The sequence below is a fragment of the Streptomyces durhamensis genome (genome assembly GCF_000725475.1).
GTDB classification, from domain to species: Bacteria; Actinomycetota; Actinomycetes; order Streptomycetales; family Streptomycetaceae; genus Streptomyces; species Streptomyces filipinensis.
The window spans coordinates 37,856-53,454 of the sequence record NZ_JNXR01000013.1 but is presented as its reverse complement, the minus strand read 5'-3'; the positions used below and the strand labels follow the sequence as shown (position 1 = coordinate 53,454).

Genomic DNA, 15,599 nt, shown 5'->3' with positions numbered 1-15,599 from the left:
CTCTGGAACGCGGAGAGGGGGCGGACATGGAGATCAAGCCGCAGATGGTCGCCATCCCCAAGGACACCGGCCATCTGGAGCAGGGGAAGTACGGCCCCGTTTTTCCCAGGACCCCGGCGTGCTACGGGTTCACCATCATCGCGCGGATCAAGCCGGGCCGGGCCGAGGCGGTGCGCGCGCACGGCCAGACGCTGGTCAAGGCCTTGGAGGAGGACCCGTACCTGCTGGCGCCGTTGAAGCTGCACTACCTCCGCTGGGTTCTCTTCGACGACGACACGCGCTTCATGTACCAGGGGATCTTCGACACCGACTTCGACAAGTACACCGAGGACGCGGTCGCGCTCTTCACGAAGGTCGGCGCGAGCACCGTCTTCGAGAACCTCGAAGGGTTTCCAGAGGACTGGCGGTCGAACCCCGAGGCGTTCGTCCGGTTCGTGCGGGAACACCACTGCCCGAGCTTCATCGAGTACGGGGAGTATCCGTACGTGACCTCGGACGAGATCAAGAAGGCGCTGCGGATCAAGGGCGCCCTGTCGGAGATGCTCGACCAGCTGCAGTGAGACGATCGGCATGAGCGAGGTCAGGACCGCCCGCACGTACAACCAACGCCACATTCCGCGCGAGTACACCCCTGGAGGGCGGCGGGTGAGCGTCTACGTCTCGTGGAGCTATCCGGCCGAGGCCGGTCGCGACACGGCCGGACTGGACAACCGCTTCTCCACGATGACCGAGGTCAGGCGGGCCGCGTGGCCGGCCTACGAGGATCCGAAGTGGTCGGATCCGTATCGGTTCCAGCAGGGCGTCGCCGGGTCGCTGGAGCTGTTCTTCTGGGCCTGGGTGCCGTTCCAGGACTTCGTCGAGGAGGTCACGGGGCATCCCGTCCCGGTGTACCAGCGCATCGACCAGGCGGGTTTCCCCACCCCGCTGGACGAGCGGGTGCTCGACGACACGGATGTGCTCTTCGTGTTCGGGCTGGACCACGCGGTCACCGGGCAGGAGGCCCGGCCCGAGGAGATCGAGGCGCTGCGGGCGTTCCTGGGCCGGGAGGGCACCTGCCTCGTCCTGGGCCCGCACCACGACGTCGGCGCGTCGGACGACCTGAAGGTCCGGGAGATGGAGTACCGCCATCACGGCGATCCCCTGGTGCCCCGGCAGCAGCGGTTCGCCACCTACGTCAGGGGCCTGATGCAGGGCCTCGGAGTGCCGGTCGTGAACCGGTACGGACTGCGCCCGGCGACGGGTGAGGGCAACCGGATCGTGCCGTTGTCCACGGTCAGGGACCTGGACCCGAAGGGCTGGCTGGACGGGGTGACGAACTTCAACTTCCACATGCACCTGCCGCACTACGACGTGACGACCGACGACCCGGACGCCGTCCGTGTGCTGGCCAGACAGCCCATCGACCTGTCCAGGCCGCATCCGTTCACCGAGGCCGGCAACACCGAGTTCAACATGTTCCTGTGGATGCCGCCCGGCGGTGACCGCGCGGCCGACCTGCTGCTGGCGGACTCCACGATCTTCAGCTCCTTGTTCGGCGGGGACGAGAGCCTGCGGAACTTCTGGCGCAACCTCGTCTCCCCGTAGGGCGCGTACGGCCGCCGGGAGGTCAACCGTGAGCGTGCACACGGACGTCGCACTGGAACTCCACGACATCCAGCGCGGGGTCCTCAGCCCCCGGCCGACGCCGTACGCGGCGGCCTACCTCGCCTTCCGCATCGACGACCCGGATCACGGGCGGGAGTTGATGCGCCGCGCGAGTACGGCGGTGACCTCCGCGGCGGACGCGGTCAGCCCGCTGGGTGAGACCTGGGTGAGTGTCGCCGTCACCTGTCAGGGCCTGGCGGTGCTGGGGGTACCGCGCGCGTCGCTGGAGACGTTCGCCTGGGAGTTCCGGCAGGGGATGGCGGCCCGCGCCCGAGCGCTGGGCGACGTGGGCGCAAGCAGCCCGGAGCACTGGGAGGCCCCGCTGGGCAGCCGCGACGTCCATGTGGTGCTCACAGCGGTCGCGCCCGGTCCCGCGCAGCTGGAGGCAGCCGTCGACCGGGCCCGCCCCGCCTACGACGGGCTGTCCGGCGTGACGGCGGTCTGGCGGCAGGACTGCTACGCGCTGCCCACCGAGACCGAGCATTTCGGCTATCGCGACGGGGTCAGCCATCCGGCCGTCGAAGGCAGCGGCATACCGGGATCCAACCGGCTGGAAGTCCCGCTGAAGGCGGGTGAGTTCGTCCTCGGCTACCCGGACGAGCTCGGCGGTGTGCAGCGCCCGCACCCCACCGGGCTGGGCCGCAACGGCAGTTACGCGGTCTTCCGCAAGCTCCGTCAGGACGTCGCCGCCTTCCGGCGCTATCTGAAGGACAACTCCACCGGGCCCCAGGACGAGGAACTGATCGCCGCGAAGATCATGGGGCGCTGGCGCAGCGGTGCTCCCCTGGCGCTGGCTCCGCAGGCCGACGACCCCGGGCTCGGCGCCGACCCGGACCGCCGTAACACCTTCCTGTACGAGAGCGACGATCCGACGGGGTTCAAGACGCCCGGCGGCTGCCACATCCGCCGGGCCAACCCCCGCGACGCCGCGGTGGCGGGAGAGGTGCGTCTGCACCGCATGATCCGGCGTGGCGCCGTGTACGGCCCGCCGCTGCCCGAGGGGGTGCTGGAGGACGACGGAGCCGACCGCGGCCTGATGTTCGCGTTCATCGGCGCGCATCCGGGGCGGCAGTTCGAGTTCGTGCAGTCGCAGTGGATGAACGACGGTGTCTTCTTCGGCGCGAACGACGCCAAGGACCCCGTCACCGGAGCGCACGACGGCTCCACCGGTTTCACCGTCCCCCGGCGACCGGTGCGCCGGCGCCTGGCCCCGCTGCCGCGGTTCGTCGTCACCCGAGGGGGCGAGTACTGCTTCCTGCCGAGCCTGAGCGCCCTGCGCCGGCTCGGCGGTCTGCACGAGTGAGGGCATGCGCCCGTTGGGTCCCGGCCCCACTGGGTCTATCGTCTGAATTCCGGGGTCGGGACGAGTGACTTCCGGGGTCGGGACGAGGAGGACGGGCCGGCGATGGCGCAGGACGAGGCCGTGATCGGCTGTATGGGCAAGGTGCTCATCGGGACGCGGGGATCCGCGGGCCCCGGCGAGGTCCTGGTGCGGGTCAGGGGCGGCTCCGAGACCTTCCTGGCGTGGTCCGAGGACCCCCTGCCCGCGGGCGCCACGGTCCTCGTGATCGAATCACGGGGATGCCGCCAGGTCGGCGTCATCGAGTGGGTGGATCCATTGGACGCGCTCGGCGGAGAGGCCGCCGGCGCCGACTGAGGAGTACAGGCATGTTCGGATACCGCGTTCCCGCTCCCGACGAGGCGATGTTGATCTCCGGGGGGCGGCGGGGACTGGGGGGCGCGCCCTTCCGAGTGGTGACGGGGCACGGGAAGTTCGTGCTCCCGGTCTTCCGTAAGGTCCGGTTCCTCACGCTGTCGATGTGCGAGGCCGAGGTCACCGAGACCTGTGTGACCAAGCAGGGCATCTCGCTGCACGTGCGCGCGGTGATCGCGTTCAAGGTCGGCAACGACCACGAGAGCATCATCAACGCCGGTCAGCGGTTCCTGTCCGACCAGGAGCAGATGTCGGTGCTCACCGGCCGGATCTTCGCCGGTCATCTGCGGGCCATCATCGGCTCGATGACGGTCGAGGAGATCGTCACCGAGCGGCAGAAGCTGGCCGCCGAGGTGCTGGACACCTCGAAGACGGAGATGGCGAAGATCGGCCTGATCGTCGACTCGCTGCAGATCCAGTCGATCGACGACGGCGACACCGGCTACATCGACGCGATGTCCGCCCCGCACAAGGCGGCGATCCAGCGGCAGGCGCAGATCGCCCAGGCCCAGGCCACCCAGGCCGCGGTGGAGGCGGAGCAGGCGGCGGCCCGCAAGCAGGCCGAGTACGCCCGCCAGACCGCCATCGTCAAGGCCGAGTACTCGGCCGAGGTGGACCGCGCCCAGGCCCAGGCCGCGCAGGCCGGACCGCTGGCGCAGGCGCACGCCCAGCAGGAGGTGCTGGCCGCCCAGACGGAGCTGGCCGAGCGCCAGGCCCGGCTGCGCCAGCAGCAGCTGGTCGCGGAGGTCGTCAAGCCCGCCGAGGCCGAGGCCGAGCGGGTGCGGGTGCTCGCCGCCGCCGAGGCCCAGCGGATGAAGATCCAGGCCGAGGCCGCCGCGTCCTACGACCGGGTGGCCCTCGACCGGATGATCATCGATCAGCTCCCGCAGATCGTGAAGGAGGCCGCCGGCGGCCTGTCCGGTGCCAACGTCAACGTCCTGAACGGTGCGGACGGCCTCGGCGAGATCGCCGCCGGCCTGGTGTCGCAGGGCCTGACGATCCTCGACTCGGTCCGGCACAACCTGAACGGCGGCCAGGCCAAGGACGACCAGGGCGGCCGGGGTGACCTGGGCGGCCTGCTCCAGCTGCGCTCGGGCAAGGAGCGGAACCCGGACGACGACGGTCCCGTCAACGTCGACTAGGCGCCGCGGTGGTGCGCGACCGTGAGGTGACGGTGCACGCCGGGACGCTCCAGCTCGTCCAGCACGGCCACCGCCAGGTCCTCGGCGCTGATCCGGGAGCCGCCGTCGGCGTCGGTCAGCAGGGTGTCGGTGCCGCGCCGGTAGCGGCCGGTGCGCTCGCCCGGTTCCAGTACGGCCGGCGGGCTCAGGTAGACCCAGTCGGCGCCGGGGTGGGCCTGGCAGGTACGCAGCTGGGCCACGCCGGCGAGTGCCACGGGGCGGTACTCGTCCGGCACGTACACGGGGTTCTCGGCGACCAGGAGTGCCCGGTCGCCGGGGCTGCGCAGGGCGCCGGCGCCGCCGACCACGAGGACGCGGATCCCGAGCGTCGCGGCGGCGTCCAGCACCGTACGGGTGGCGCCGACGAGGAACTCCTGGTCGGCCGGGAAGGTCCGTACAGCCAGTACGACGGCGTCGGCGGCGGAGCCGGCGAGCGCCTCCCGTACGGCGGTCGGGTCGGTCACGTCCACGGCGACCGGCATCACGGCCGGGTCCTCACTCGCCGGCTTCCGGGACAGCGCCAGCACCCGGTGTCCGCGCGCGCTCGCCTCGCCGACCACCCGGCCACCGACCATCCCGGTGGCCCCCAGCACGGCGATCGTCATGGTCCTGGCCTGCGAAGCCCGGCTCGTCGATCCTGTACGCATCGAAGCTCTCCTCTTTCGTTCCGTTCTTCTTCCGTGCCCTCGGGGCGAGTTGCGCGGCCACCAGCGCGGTCAGCGCCAGGGCGAAGCCGAGGGTCTGCGGCAGGCTGAGCGACTCGCCCTGCGCGAGGCCGATGAGGGTCGCGACCAGCGGGGACAGCAGCACCAGCGGTGCGGACGCGGCGACCGGCAGGCTGCCGATGCCGCGGAACCACAGCGTGTACGCGATCAGCCCGCCCATGCTGCCGAGCCAGAGGTAGCCGCCGGCGGCGCCCGCGTCGATCCGCGCGGGCACTCCCTCGACGGCCAGGGTGAGCGGGAGCAGCAGCAGTCCGCCGACGGTCAGCTGCCAGCCGGCCAGGGCGAGCGGGCCGACGCCCGCCGGACGGCCCCAGCGCTTGGTGAGGACGACCCCGCCGGCCATGGTGGCCGTATGGCCGAGACCGGCGAGCACGCCCACGGCGTCCAGCCGGGCCCCCGGTCCGAGCACGACGAGGCCGACACCGAGCACACCGAGCAGGCCCCAGCCGAGCCGCCAGGCCGTGGGCCGGTCGTGGAGCACCGCGAGGCCCAGCCCGGCGACCAGCAGCGGCTGGGCGGCGCCGAGGGTGGCGGCGACTCCGCCGGGGAGCCGTTCGGCGGCCACGAACAGCAGCGGCATCGCGCCGATGTTGAGGACGCCGAGGACCGCGGTCTTCCACCACCACTCCCCGCGCGGCAGCACCCGGGTGATCGCCAGCGCGAGCAGTCCGGCGGGCAGGGCCCGCATCAGGCCCGCGAACAGCGGATGCCCGGGCGGGAGCAGCCGGGTGGTGACCACGTAGGTGGTGCCCCATGAGGCGGGGGCGAGCGCGGTCAGCAGGACGGTCGCCGCCCGCTGTGCGGTGGAGGTCGAGGGACGCATGGGGGAAGTCTGTGCCGCGCATGACCATGTATCCAAAGCATGGTTGTCATCACAGCCATGAATGGAGACGATTGATCTGTGGATCTCCAGCAGCTGCGTTACGTCGTCGCCGTCGCCGACACCCTGAACTTCACCCGGGCCGCCGAGCGGTGTCAGGTGGTGCAGTCCTCGCTGAGTCATCGGATCGCGGCGCTGGAGCGGGAGCTCGGGGTCCGGCTGTTCGCCCGGTCCAGCCGCCGGGTCGAACTGACCGGCGCGGGTGTGGCGTTCCTCGTGGGGGCGCGGGAGTGTCTGGCCGCCGCCGACCGCGCGGTCGCCGATGCCGCCGCCGCGACCGGCGTGGTGCGTGGGCGGCTCGCCGTCGGCGTGATCGTGACCACGGCCGCCGTCGACGTACCCGAGCTGCTGCAGCGCTACCGCGCCCGGCATCCCGACGTCCGCGTCGTGCTGCGGTCCGGCCGCAGCGACGAGCTGGCGGCGGCGGTGCGCGACGGGGAGCTGGACATCGCCTTCCTCGGCCTGCCGGAGGGCGCGCGGCCGGCCGGTCTGGAGACCGTGGTGCTCGATCACGACCGGCATGTGCTGGTGGTGCCGGCCGGACACCGGCTGGCGGGGGCCGCCCGGGTCACACTGGCGGAGATCGCCGGGGAGACGTTCGTGGACTTCGTGGCCGGTACCCCCGCCCGCGCCCAGTCCGACCAGGCGTTCGCCGCGGCGGGACTGGCCCGCGACGTCGCCTACGAGGCCGGTGTCGTGGAGCTGATCACCCGGCTGATCGCGCGCGGGCTCGGTGTCGCGCTGCTGCCGTCGGCGTTCATCCGCCCGCTCGCCGCCGACGACCCGGGGCTGGCCCTGGTGCCGGTGGCCGACGGTCCGCGGCGCCTGGAGTACCTGGCGTGGAGCCGGTTCAACCCGAGCCCGGCCACCCGGGCGATGCTCGACGTCCTCGGGGTCAGACCGCCGTCGGTGCGCTCCTGACGCGGGGCCGCCGTACGGCCGGCCCGGCCGCTCGGACCGGTATGTGACCGACCGCGAGGAACTGAAGCGGCTGGTGGTCGTGGAGTCCGCGCTCGGCGCGGTCGGCACCGGGGCGCCGCCGGCGGAGCTGCCCTGGCGCGAGCCCGTCGAGATCATGGTGCGGCGCCCGCGGGACACCCTGGGCGCGCACCCGTCGGTGATCCCGCTGTCGGTCACCCACCGGCACCGCTCCCGCGCCGTCCTGCGCTGGTCGGAGACGGTGCTCGGCATCCTCACGGACGCGGGGTCCGAGGGCGAGCGCCGGGGCGTGGCCCTGCGCGGCCTGGTCGCGTACGTCAACGGCGCCCTGCAGCTGGAGCAGCCCGGCTCGCCGGCGTGCGAGGGCACGGTGGCCATCTCCGCGCTGGCGGCCGAGGAGTTCCCGCTCAGGGCGGCGACCGCCCGCCGCGCCCGGAGCGTCGATGTGGAGCGGGAGTTCTTCGGCGGCCTCGCGGCCCTGCTGCGCGGCCTGACCCCCTGACCCGCCGGACCCCCGGGGATCCGGCGGCTGCGCTGCACTCAGTCCAGCTGGAGCCGGTCCGCGAGTCCCGCCTCCTCGAACGCCTTCACCACGTCGTCGCGGGTCTCGGTGAAGTGGGCCCAGCTGTCGCAGTGGGCCGGCACCACCCGGCGGGCGTCGAGCAGCCGGGCGGCGGCGGCCGTGCCCTGGCCGTCGAGGACGAGGAGGGCGTCGTCGAGGACGGGCATGCGGGGCGCTCCGGCGAAGAGGACGGCGGTGTCGACGGGGGCGTACCGGTCGGCGATCTCCCGCACCAGCTCCAGGGAGGCGTTGTCGCCGCTGACGTACACGCTCGGCAGGTCGGCGGAGGTCAGCAGGAAGCCGGTGACGTCACCGACAAGCGGTTCGGAGCCCTCGGGGCCGTGCAGGGCCGGGGCGGCGGTCACGGTGACCGTGCCGCCGTCGGGGCGGGCGAGGTCGACGGCCTGCCACGGGGCGAGGGGCTCGGTGGTGCCGCCGAGCCGGCCGGCCGCCGCGGGTGTGGTGAGGGTGCGCGGGGTGGCGGCGAGCAGGGCCCGTCCGGAGTGGTCGAGGTTGTCGGCGTGCTGGTCGTGCGAGAGCAGGACGACGTCCACGGGGCCGAGCGCGGCGGCGCTCACGCGGGGCGGGGCGGTCTTGGTCAGGGTGCGGCCGCTGGGCGACGGGTAGTCACCGGGGTCGTCGAAGGTGGGGTCGGTGAGGAAGCGCAGACCGCCGTACTCGATGAGGACGGTGGGGCCGCCGAGGACGCGGACGGGTATGCGCTCGTCGGCGGGGGTGGAAGCGGGCGAGGGGGAGGGCGTTGCGGCCATATCGGCTCACCTCACGGATAGAAGGGGTTCATCCGTGAGAGACATTACGCCTTTCTCACGGATGCACGCAAGGCGTACCATGAGACACGTGACAGAGAGCGTGAGTGGGACCGACCGGTCCGCGCCGTACCCCCCGGCGCCGGGCGCCCAGCAGTACCCCGCCCTGGACCTCGCCAACAGCGCGATCGCCTTGCCCGGCGGACAGCACATCGACCTCCTCGGCACGCCCGCCGACGCACAGCGCTGGCTGGTGGAGCGCGGGCTCGCTCCGGCCGACGCCGACCTGCGCGAGACGTGTGCGAGCCGGCTGCGGGCCCTGCGCGAGCGGATCCGCGCGCTGCTGGCCTCCCGCGCCGAGGGCCACCCCGCCCCCGCCGACGCCCTCGCCGCCGTCAACGAGGCGCTCACCCTCGCCCCGGCCGCGTCCCTGCTGCACTGGTCCGCGGAGCGGGGCCTGCACCGCTCCGCCGCCCACCCGGTCACCCAGATCGTCGAGCACGCCCTGGCCGCCCTCGCCGCCGACGCCGCCGACCTGCTCACCGGCCCGGACGCGGACCGCCTCACCGCCTGCGGCTCCGCCCCCTGCAACCGCTACCTGCTCCGCCACGGCCGCCGCCACTGGTGCTCCACCCGCTGCGGCGACCGCGCCCGCGCGGCCCGCGCCTACGCACGCCGCACCGGGCGGACCGAGGAGACCTGAGCGCGGGGACAGCCCGAGGAGACCCCTGAACCCCAAGGGCAGCCCGAGGACAACCGGGGCACACCGGGGCGGGCGGCGGCCGACCCAGCCGCGGACCGACCGCAGGAACCACGGCACGCCCGGCAGACGACGGCCGCCCCAGCCGCAAGGGACCGGCCGAAAGAACCCCAGCACGCCCGGCAGGCCACGGGCGGCCCGGCCGCAGGGCCCCCAGGGGACCGGCCGAAGAAGCCACGGCACGTCCGACAGGCGGCGGGCCACGCCTCAGGCCGCGGACGGGCGAGCGGGACTCAGGCCGCGGACGGGCGAGCCGGACAGGACGGCGGCCATGGCTGCCCGGCACCGCCGGCGTCTAGCAGTACGGCGCCTGACTGGTGAGCGAGGAGGCCACCCGCATCCACACCCCGAACTGCCGGTAGAGCGAGGGAAGCCCGCCGGTCGCATGGACCGTACGGCTGTCGTCCGCGGTCACCCCCGGGATGCCGAGGAGGGTGGCGGCGACGGAGGCGGACTGCCAGCGGACGGTGAGGGTGGCCTCGGCGGCGACGGCCTCGGGGCGCCGCGGGGCCGGGCTCAGGGCCGCCGCGACCGCCTCCTCGACGGCCTTCCAGGCCTCCACCTCCGGCCGCAGCTCGGCGGCGAACCGGTCGTGGGCGTACTTCACGGGCAGTGACGACCGACGCGTCCCACGCCGTCATCTCGGCGCACGCCACGTCGTCACCCGTCAGGGCCACCACGGGCACCCCCAGGGCCGCGGCCGTGGCGTGGGCGAGCCCGATCTCACCGACCGGACGGCCGTCCAGCCACATGTCCTCGATCTCGTGGCCCATGAAGCTGTGGCTGAGCACGCCTGGCGCGCCGGCCCGGGAGTGGTAGCCGACACACAGCGCGGCGTCGTACTCCCCGGTCAGGCCCTCCAGCATGCCCATCCGCTTGGGCTTGCCGCGAACCAGGCGGGCGGCCGGGTGCAGCGCCTCGGGCAGCAGGTTGAGCATCGGGCCGTGGGCGTCGTTGACGAGGATGTCGTCGGCGCCCGCCGCCAGCGCGCCCCGCACGGCCGCGTTCACATCCTCGGCCATCATGGAACGGCCACGCTCGTAGTCCCGGCCGCCCGGCTGGGCGTCGTCCGCGTCCACGCGGCCGGTGACGCCTTCCATGTCCACGCTGATGTGGATACGCACGGCGCCGACCCTAACCGACCCTACGTATTGTAGGTTCCCAACCGCCGGCGGCCACCCGCCCGTTCATACGTCTGTTCATCGGGGGACCCATGCAGGACACGGAAACGGAAGCCGACGGGGAGGTCTGCGTACGCAGCCTCGCGCCGACACTGACCCTGCTGGGCATCAGCCTCCTCGTCGCCGCCGTCGGCGTGTACGAGCTGTGCGGCTTCGGTCTGCACAGCCTCGACCGGCGCCCGCACCTGTTCAGCGACGGTCTCGCGACCGGCGGGGTGATCGTCGCCGCGGTCGCGGCCGGCGCGGCGCTGGGCAACCTGGGCTGGCACCTGGTGACGGCCCGGCGCGGCAGGGAAAGGGCCGGGTAAGAGGCGCGGCACGGGAAGGGGTTGGGTAAGAGGCACGGCCCGTGGAGGGGCTGGGTAAGAGCCGGTGCCGGTACGCTCCCGGTGCACAGGCACAATGCCCTACAAACTGTAGGGTGAGCGTCTGCCCCATCCCTCCCCACCCAAGGTGACCAGTCACCATGCCCGCTCAGCAGTCGACCGTTGTCTCCGCGAAGGTCCCCGGTCAGCGCGGCACGCGCCGCGAGTTCCGGTTGCCCGACCCCAGCCCCCGGCTGCGCGCCGGGGCGGCCTCGGCCACCGTGTGGTACCTGCGGCTGATCGCCGTCTTCAACATCATCGCGGTGCTGTCGCTGCCGTTCCGCAAGGAGGTGGAGGAACACAACGACGGCCAGCTCTTCACCGCCCGCCACGTGCACGCGCACACCCACCACGCCGGCCAGTTCTTCACCCCGTACCTGGCCACCGCCGGCCTGGTCTCCGCCGCGGCGGCGATCTTCCTGGCGCTCGTGATGCGACGCGGGAAACGCGCCGGCTGGGTGGTCAACATGCTGCTCGCCGGCCCCCTCTTCGTGCTCTACGTCCTCGCCCTCACCCAGCACCCGTTCCGCGACCACGCCTTCAACTGGGTCTCCACCGCCCTCACCGGCCTGTTCGTGGCCGCGCTGCTGATCGGCCGCCGGGAGTTCAACGCCGTCGGCGACCCCTCCAACCCCAAGCTCGCGCTGGCCGTGGGCACCGGCGGGGTCCTGCTGACGGGCGGCCTCGGCACCCTGCTGGTGCACGCCACCAACACCCTGCGGGGCGCGCCCCTGGCCGAGGAACTCGCCTACACCCTGCTGCGCGGCATCAGCGTCGGCCCGCTCGCCGACCGGGTCGACTCCGTGCACGCGCCCCGCTGGGTCGACATCATCATCAACATCCTGCTCGCCGCGGCCTTCTGCCTCGTGCTGTACGCCTGCTTCCGCTCCCCGCGCGGCCGCCGGCTCCTGACCGCGGAGGACGAGGACAGGCTGCGGGCACTGCTCGACAAGCACGGCGCCCGCGACTCCCTCGGTTACTTCGCGCTGCGCCGCGACAAGGCCGCCATCTTCTCCCCCACCGGCAAGGCCGCCGTGACCTACCGCGTCGTCGGTGCGGTCTCCCTCGCCTCCGGCGACCCGATCGGCGACCCCGAGGCCTGGCCCGGCGCCATCGACGCCTGGCTCACCGAGGCCCGCCGGCACGCCTGGACCCCGGCCGTCATGGGCGCCAGCGAGGAGGCCGGCACCATCTACGCCCGCCACGGCCTGGACGCCCTCGAACTGGGCGACGAGGCGATCGTGGACATCGCCGACTTCACCCTGGACGGCCGTGCCATGCGCGTGGTCCGCCAGGCCCACAACCGGGTCAAGCGGGCCGGGTACAGCGTCCGCATCCGCCGCCACGAGGACATCCCCGCCGACGAGATGGCCCTGCTGACCGAGCGCGCCGACCGCTGGCGCGACGGCGCCACCGAACGCGGCTTCTCCATGGCCCTGGGCCGTCTGGCCGACCCGGCGGACGGCCGCTGCGTGATGCTGGAGTGCCGCGACGCGAACGACGAGCCGCGCGCCCTGCTCAGCTTCGTGCCCTGGGGCGAGCACGGGCTGTCCCTGGACCTGATGCGCCGCGACCGCGACTGCGAGAACGGCCTGATGGAGTACATGGTGGTGGAACTCCTGCTCGGCGCCAAGGAGCTGGACATCCACCGGGTGTCCCTGAACTTCGCGATGTTCCGTTCGGTCTTCGAACGCGGCGCCCGCCTCGGCGCCGGCCCGGTCCTGCGCCTGTGGCGCTCCACCCTGACGTTCTTCTCCCGCTGGTGGCAGATCGAGTCCCTCTACCGGGCCAACGCCAAGTACCGCCCGGTGTGGGAGCCCCGCTTCCTGCTGTTCGCCAAGAGCAGCGACATCCCGCGGATCGGCCTGGCGAGCGCCCGGGCGGAGGGCTTCCTCACGCTGCCGGGGATGGGCGGGCACCAGCCGTAGCGCGCGCGGACGAGGGTCCGAGGACGGGCGGGGTCACCGAGCCGGCGGCGGAGTCGGGAGAGTAGGGTTCCGCGTCGCTCTGCCGCCAGCCGGGGTCGTAGGCGCAGGGCGCGGTGGCACCGCCGGTGAAGTACTGGCGGTCCGCGAACCAGTCGAAGGACATCCGCTCGTCCCCGTCGTCCCGCTGGGCGTAGAGCGTTCCGTCCCTGCCCTTGCCCGCCGCGCGGTACGACGTGATCTCCCAGCCCTCGTCGGTGAGGCGCCGGTGCAGCCGGCGCAGGCCGGCGGCGGCCTGGCTCGCGGGCACATGGTCCAGCGCCCACGCGTGATCCATGCGGTAGGCGCCGTCGACGGTCTTGTCCTCCATCCCCAGCAGACCGCCGTCGTAGCAGTAGCCGGCGTCGAGCGTGTTCTCCGTGCTGACGCCGACGCGTTCGACCCCGGGCCGCACGGGCCGGGTGAACCCCATGACGTCGTAGGCCTCCTGGGAGTGCCGGAAGACGCGGCCGGCCATGTCCTCGGGCGCGACGCGGGGAAGGTCCGTTGCGTCCCCGGCGTTCCAGGCGAGCCGAACGACCAGGACGAGTAGCCCGACGAGGGCGAGGCCCCCGCAGCCGAGGCAGCCGAGGAAGCGGGAAGGGGCCCCGGAGCCGGTCGTCGGGGTGGCGGTGGCCGTGGCGGCCGGTGTGGTCTGCTCGGGCATACGAGGACCGTAGGGCGCCGGGGGACCCCGGCGGATGCGCGTGCCTACCCGGGCGGGGTAGGTACGTCTACTCAGTCACGCCGGGCCCAGCACCCTCACGGCGTGCGGCCGCCCACCGTGAACCCGATCACCGCTCCCCCGCCCTCCCGCCGGAAGGCGAAGGGCGCTCCGCCGTGCGCCATGGCGACCTCGCGGACGATGGACAGGCCCAGGCCGGAACCCGGCAGGGAGCGGGCGTCGGCGGCGCGGTAGAAGCGGTCGAAGATCCGGATGAGGTCGCCCTCGGCGATCCCGGGTCCCCGGTCCAGCACCTGCACCCGCACGGTCCCCGACCGCGCCGGCCCGGTGACGTCGACCTCGATGGGGCCCTTCCCGCCCCGGTCGAACTTGGCCGCGTTCTCCACCAGGTTGGACACGGCCCGCTGCAGCATCCCGGGCCGCCCGTCGGTCGTCGTGTCGCCGCTCGCGCGCAGCACGATCTCGCGCCCGGTACGGCGTTTGGCCAGCCCCACGACGTCCTCGGCGATGTCCGCGAGGTCCACCCGCTGCGGCGGCTCGCTGTCGGACTGCCCGGCGGCGAGATCGACCAGCTCGTTGACCAGGTCGGTCAGCTCCCGCGCCTCCTGACCGAGGTCGGCGACCAGCTCCTCCCGCGTGGCCGGGGGGAGTTCGTCGATGCGGCGGAGCAGGGAGATGTTCGTGCGCAGGGACGTCAGCGGCGTACGCAGTTCGTGCCCGGCGTCCTGCACCAGCCGCCGCTGGTCCTCCTCGGACTGCGCGAGCCGGCCCAGCATCCGGTCGAAGGCCCGCCCGAGCCGGCCCACCTCGTCCAGCCCGGCCACCGGCACCTCGATGCCCAGCCGGCGGGTGCGGGCCACGTCCTCCGCCGCGGAGGTGAGCACCACCAGGCGCCGGGTGATCCGGCGGGCCAGCCACCATCCGAACAGGCCGGCCGCCACCACGACCGCCGCCATCAGGATCAGCGTCCGCTGCTGCAGCGCCCGCAGCAGGTCCTCGGTGTCGCTGAACTCCTGCGCGACCTGCACCGCGCCCCGCCCGTCGCCGAGCGAGACGGTGGCGATGCGGAACAGGTCCTCGTCCACCCGCACGTCCTTGTGCTCGACCACCTTCCCGGCCGTCACCGCGAGCGCCATGGCCTTGTCGCGGGAGGTGACGGGCAGGCTCGGGTTGCCGTGGTCGACGATCTGGCCCTGCGCGCCCAGCACCTGCACATCGGTGCGGGCGGGCCGCACCAGGTCGTGCCCGGGACGGGAGGAAGAGAAGTCGTCGGGGACCATCTCGTGCTGCCGTACCTCGTCCCGTACGTCCTGCACGACCTGCGTGAACACCGACTGCTGGTCGACGCGGACCAGCCGCGCGGCGGAGCCGTACGACAGGATGCCGACGAGGATGGTGACGGCGGCGGTGACCGCCGCGAAGGAGACGGCGAAGGTGGTGCGCAGGGAGACCAGCTTGGGCCGGCCCGGGGCCAGCAGCCGCCGCAGGCGGCCCACCTAGTCCTCCCGGAGCACGTAACCCACGCCCCGCACGGTGTGGATCAGCTGCGGCGCGCCGGGCTCGTCCAGCTTGCGGCGCAGGTAGCCGACGTACACGGCGAGGTTCTTGGAGCCGGGCCCGAAGTCGTAGCCCCAGATCCGGTCGTAGATCGTGGAGTGGTCGAGCACGATCCCCGCGTTGCGCACGAGCAGCTCCAGCAGCTCGAACTCGGTGCGGGTCAGCTCCAGCTCCCGCTTGCCGCGCCAGGCCCGGCGGGCCTGGAGGTCCATGCGGATGCCCGCGGCCTCCACCTGCCGGTCGGGCAGCTGGGCGTCCCGGCCGCCGGTCTCGACGCCCGCGCCGCCGTTGCCGCCGCCGGCGGGCACCGGGCTGGTCCGGCGCAGCAGGGCGCGCAGCCGGGCGAAGACCTCCTCGACGTCGAACGGCTTGACCACGTAGTCGTCGGCGCCGGCGTCCAGGCCCGCGATGCGGTCGGCGGTCTCCACCAGCGCGGTGAGCATGAGGATCGGCGTGCGGTCGCCCTCGGCGCGCAGCACCCGGCAGACCTGGAGGCCGTCGATCCCTGGCATCATGACGTCGAGGACGAGGACGTCCGGCGGGGTCTTGTGGGCCTGTGCCAGCGCTTCGACGCCGTCGGCCACCGCCGTGACCTCGTACCCTTCCAGGGTCAGGGCACGCTCCAGGGCATGACGGATGGCACGGTCGTCTTCGGCGAGCAGCACAGTCTGGGGC

General features: G+C 73.2%; 16 protein-coding genes and 1 pseudogene. 10 read left to right on the top strand and 7 right to left on the bottom strand.

What is annotated here, in order from left to right:
* Positions 1-26 precede the first annotated feature (26 nt).
* The 5 genes from IO33_RS0119755 to IO33_RS0119735 all read left to right on the top strand — a co-directional run bounded on the left by IO33_RS0119755 (position 27) and on the right by IO33_RS0119735 (position 4,500).
* Positions 27-560, top strand: coding sequence for a hypothetical protein (locus IO33_RS0119755; RefSeq protein ID WP_031166766.1), 534 nt, complete (start codon positions 27-29; stop codon positions 558-560).
* 10 nt (positions 561-570) lie between these two features.
* On the top strand, positions 571-1,584 hold the full coding sequence (locus tag IO33_RS0119750; RefSeq protein ID WP_031166764.1) for a hypothetical protein: 1,014 nt from the start codon (positions 571-573) through the stop codon (positions 1,582-1,584).
* A 28-nt stretch (positions 1,585-1,612) separates the two neighbouring features.
* On the top strand, positions 1,613-2,947 hold the full coding sequence (locus IO33_RS0119745; protein ID WP_031166762.1) for a Dyp-type peroxidase: 1,335 nt from the start codon (positions 1,613-1,615) through the stop codon (positions 2,945-2,947).
* Between the two features lie 102 nt (positions 2,948-3,049).
* Positions 3,050-3,301, top strand: coding sequence for a hypothetical protein (locus IO33_RS0119740; protein ID WP_031166759.1), 252 nt, complete (start codon positions 3,050-3,052; stop codon positions 3,299-3,301).
* 11 nt (positions 3,302-3,312) lie between these two features.
* Entirely contained in the window at positions 3,313-4,500 is a 1,188-nt protein-coding gene (locus IO33_RS0119735; protein ID WP_031166757.1) for an SPFH domain-containing protein, read from the top strand.
* Here IO33_RS0119735 and IO33_RS0119730 read toward each other — a convergent pair.
* A complete protein-coding gene (locus tag IO33_RS0119730) occupies positions 4,497-5,144 on the bottom strand; it encodes an NAD(P)-dependent oxidoreductase (protein ID WP_031166755.1) in 648 nt (215 codons plus the stop codon). The two genes, IO33_RS0119735 and IO33_RS0119730, sit on opposite strands and share 4 nt — an antisense overlap.
* Positions 5,035-6,087, bottom strand: coding sequence for an EamA family transporter (locus tag IO33_RS0119725; protein WP_078963779.1), 1,053 nt, complete (start codon positions 6,085-6,087; stop codon positions 5,035-5,037). Before IO33_RS0119725 ends, IO33_RS0119730 begins: the two co-directional genes overlap by 110 nt.
* Before the next feature lie 78 nt (positions 6,088-6,165).
* On the opposite strand from IO33_RS0119725, the gene IO33_RS0119720 reads away from it, so the two are divergent.
* Both IO33_RS0119720 and IO33_RS0119715 read left to right on the top strand, forming a co-directional pair.
* Complete coding sequence (locus tag IO33_RS0119720; protein ID WP_031166751.1) at positions 6,166-7,065, top strand: LysR family transcriptional regulator; 900 nt, start codon at positions 6,166-6,168, stop codon at positions 7,063-7,065.
* Between the two features lie 43 nt (positions 7,066-7,108).
* Positions 7,109-7,585 (top strand): TetR/AcrR family transcriptional regulator C-terminal domain-containing protein, encoded by a 477-nt coding sequence (locus tag IO33_RS0119715; RefSeq protein WP_051926867.1) that lies wholly within the window; start codon positions 7,109-7,111, stop codon positions 7,583-7,585.
* Between the two features lie 38 nt (positions 7,586-7,623).
* Here the strand turns inward: IO33_RS0119715 and IO33_RS0119710 are convergent, their stop codons facing one another.
* Positions 7,624-8,415: an MBL fold metallo-hydrolase gene (locus tag IO33_RS0119710; RefSeq protein WP_051926866.1), complete on the bottom strand. Its 792-nt coding sequence runs from the start codon at positions 8,413-8,415 to the stop codon at positions 7,624-7,626.
* Positions 8,416-8,494: 79 nt separating this feature from the next.
* Between IO33_RS0119710 and IO33_RS0119705 the strand changes: the two genes are divergently transcribed.
* Positions 8,495-9,115: a CGNR zinc finger domain-containing protein gene (locus IO33_RS0119705; RefSeq protein ID WP_037685699.1), complete on the top strand. Its 621-nt coding sequence runs from the start codon at positions 8,495-8,497 to the stop codon at positions 9,113-9,115.
* A gap of 352 nt (positions 9,116-9,467) precedes the next feature.
* On the opposite strand, the pseudogene IO33_RS44330 reads toward IO33_RS0119705, so the two are convergent.
* Positions 9,468-10,296, bottom strand: a pseudogene (locus IO33_RS44330) (M55 family metallopeptidase).
* Positions 10,297-10,385: 89 nt separating this feature from the next.
* Here IO33_RS44330 and IO33_RS0119695 point away from each other — a divergent pair.
* Both IO33_RS0119695 and IO33_RS0119690 read left to right on the top strand, forming a co-directional pair.
* Positions 10,386-10,661: a hypothetical protein gene (locus IO33_RS0119695; RefSeq protein ID WP_031166744.1), complete on the top strand. Its 276-nt coding sequence runs from the start codon at positions 10,386-10,388 to the stop codon at positions 10,659-10,661.
* 158 nt (positions 10,662-10,819) lie between these two features.
* Positions 10,820-12,646 (top strand): phosphatidylglycerol lysyltransferase domain-containing protein, encoded by a 1,827-nt coding sequence (locus tag IO33_RS0119690; RefSeq protein WP_078963777.1) that lies wholly within the window; start codon positions 10,820-10,822, stop codon positions 12,644-12,646.
* On the opposite strand, the gene IO33_RS0119685 is transcribed toward IO33_RS0119690, so the two are convergent.
* The 3 genes from IO33_RS0119685 to IO33_RS0119675 form a co-directional block, all read right to left on the bottom strand.
* Positions 12,612-13,349: a hypothetical protein gene (locus IO33_RS0119685; RefSeq protein WP_051926865.1), complete on the bottom strand. Its 738-nt coding sequence runs from the start codon at positions 13,347-13,349 to the stop codon at positions 12,612-12,614. The two genes, IO33_RS0119690 and IO33_RS0119685, sit on opposite strands and share 35 nt — an antisense overlap.
* A 95-nt stretch (positions 13,350-13,444) precedes the next feature.
* Complete coding sequence (locus tag IO33_RS0119680; RefSeq protein WP_031166738.1) at positions 13,445-14,863, bottom strand: sensor histidine kinase; 1,419 nt, start codon at positions 14,861-14,863, stop codon at positions 13,445-13,447.
* Entirely contained in the window at positions 14,864-15,589 is a 726-nt protein-coding gene (locus IO33_RS0119675; protein ID WP_031166736.1) for a response regulator transcription factor, read from the bottom strand.
* Positions 15,590-15,599: the final 10 nt, after the last annotated feature.

Excerpts from the sequence above, each read along its gene's own strand:
- IO33_RS0119755 (WP_031166766.1), top strand. The coding sequence starts at position 27 with ATGGAGATCAAGCCGCAGATGGTCGCCATCCCCAAGGACACCGGCCAT.
- IO33_RS0119750 (WP_031166764.1), top strand. The coding sequence starts at position 571 with ATGAGCGAGGTCAGGACCGCCCGCACGTACAACCAACGCCACATTCCG.
- IO33_RS0119740 (WP_031166759.1), top strand. The coding sequence starts at position 3,050 with ATGGCGCAGGACGAGGCCGTGATCGGCTGTATGGGCAAGGTGCTCATC.
- IO33_RS0119735 (WP_031166757.1), top strand. The coding sequence starts at position 3,313 with ATGTTCGGATACCGCGTTCCCGCTCCCGACGAGGCGATGTTGATCTCC.
- IO33_RS0119730 (WP_031166755.1), bottom strand. The coding sequence starts at position 5,144 with ATGACGATCGCCGTGCTGGGGGCCACCGGGATGGTCGGTGGCCGGGTG.
- IO33_RS0119725 (WP_078963779.1), bottom strand. The coding sequence starts at position 6,087 with ATGCGTCCCTCGACCTCCACCGCACAGCGGGCGGCGACCGTCCTGCTG.
- IO33_RS0119710 (WP_051926866.1), bottom strand. The coding sequence starts at position 8,415 with ATGGCCGCAACGCCCTCCCCCTCGCCCGCTTCCACCCCCGCCGACGAG.
- IO33_RS0119705 (WP_037685699.1), top strand. The coding sequence starts at position 8,495 with ATGAGACACGTGACAGAGAGCGTGAGTGGGACCGACCGGTCCGCGCCG.
- IO33_RS0119695 (WP_031166744.1), top strand. The coding sequence starts at position 10,386 with ATGCAGGACACGGAAACGGAAGCCGACGGGGAGGTCTGCGTACGCAGC.
- IO33_RS0119690 (WP_078963777.1), top strand. The coding sequence starts at position 10,820 with ATGCCCGCTCAGCAGTCGACCGTTGTCTCCGCGAAGGTCCCCGGTCAG.
- IO33_RS0119685 (WP_051926865.1), bottom strand. The coding sequence starts at position 13,349 with ATGCCCGAGCAGACCACACCGGCCGCCACGGCCACCGCCACCCCGACG.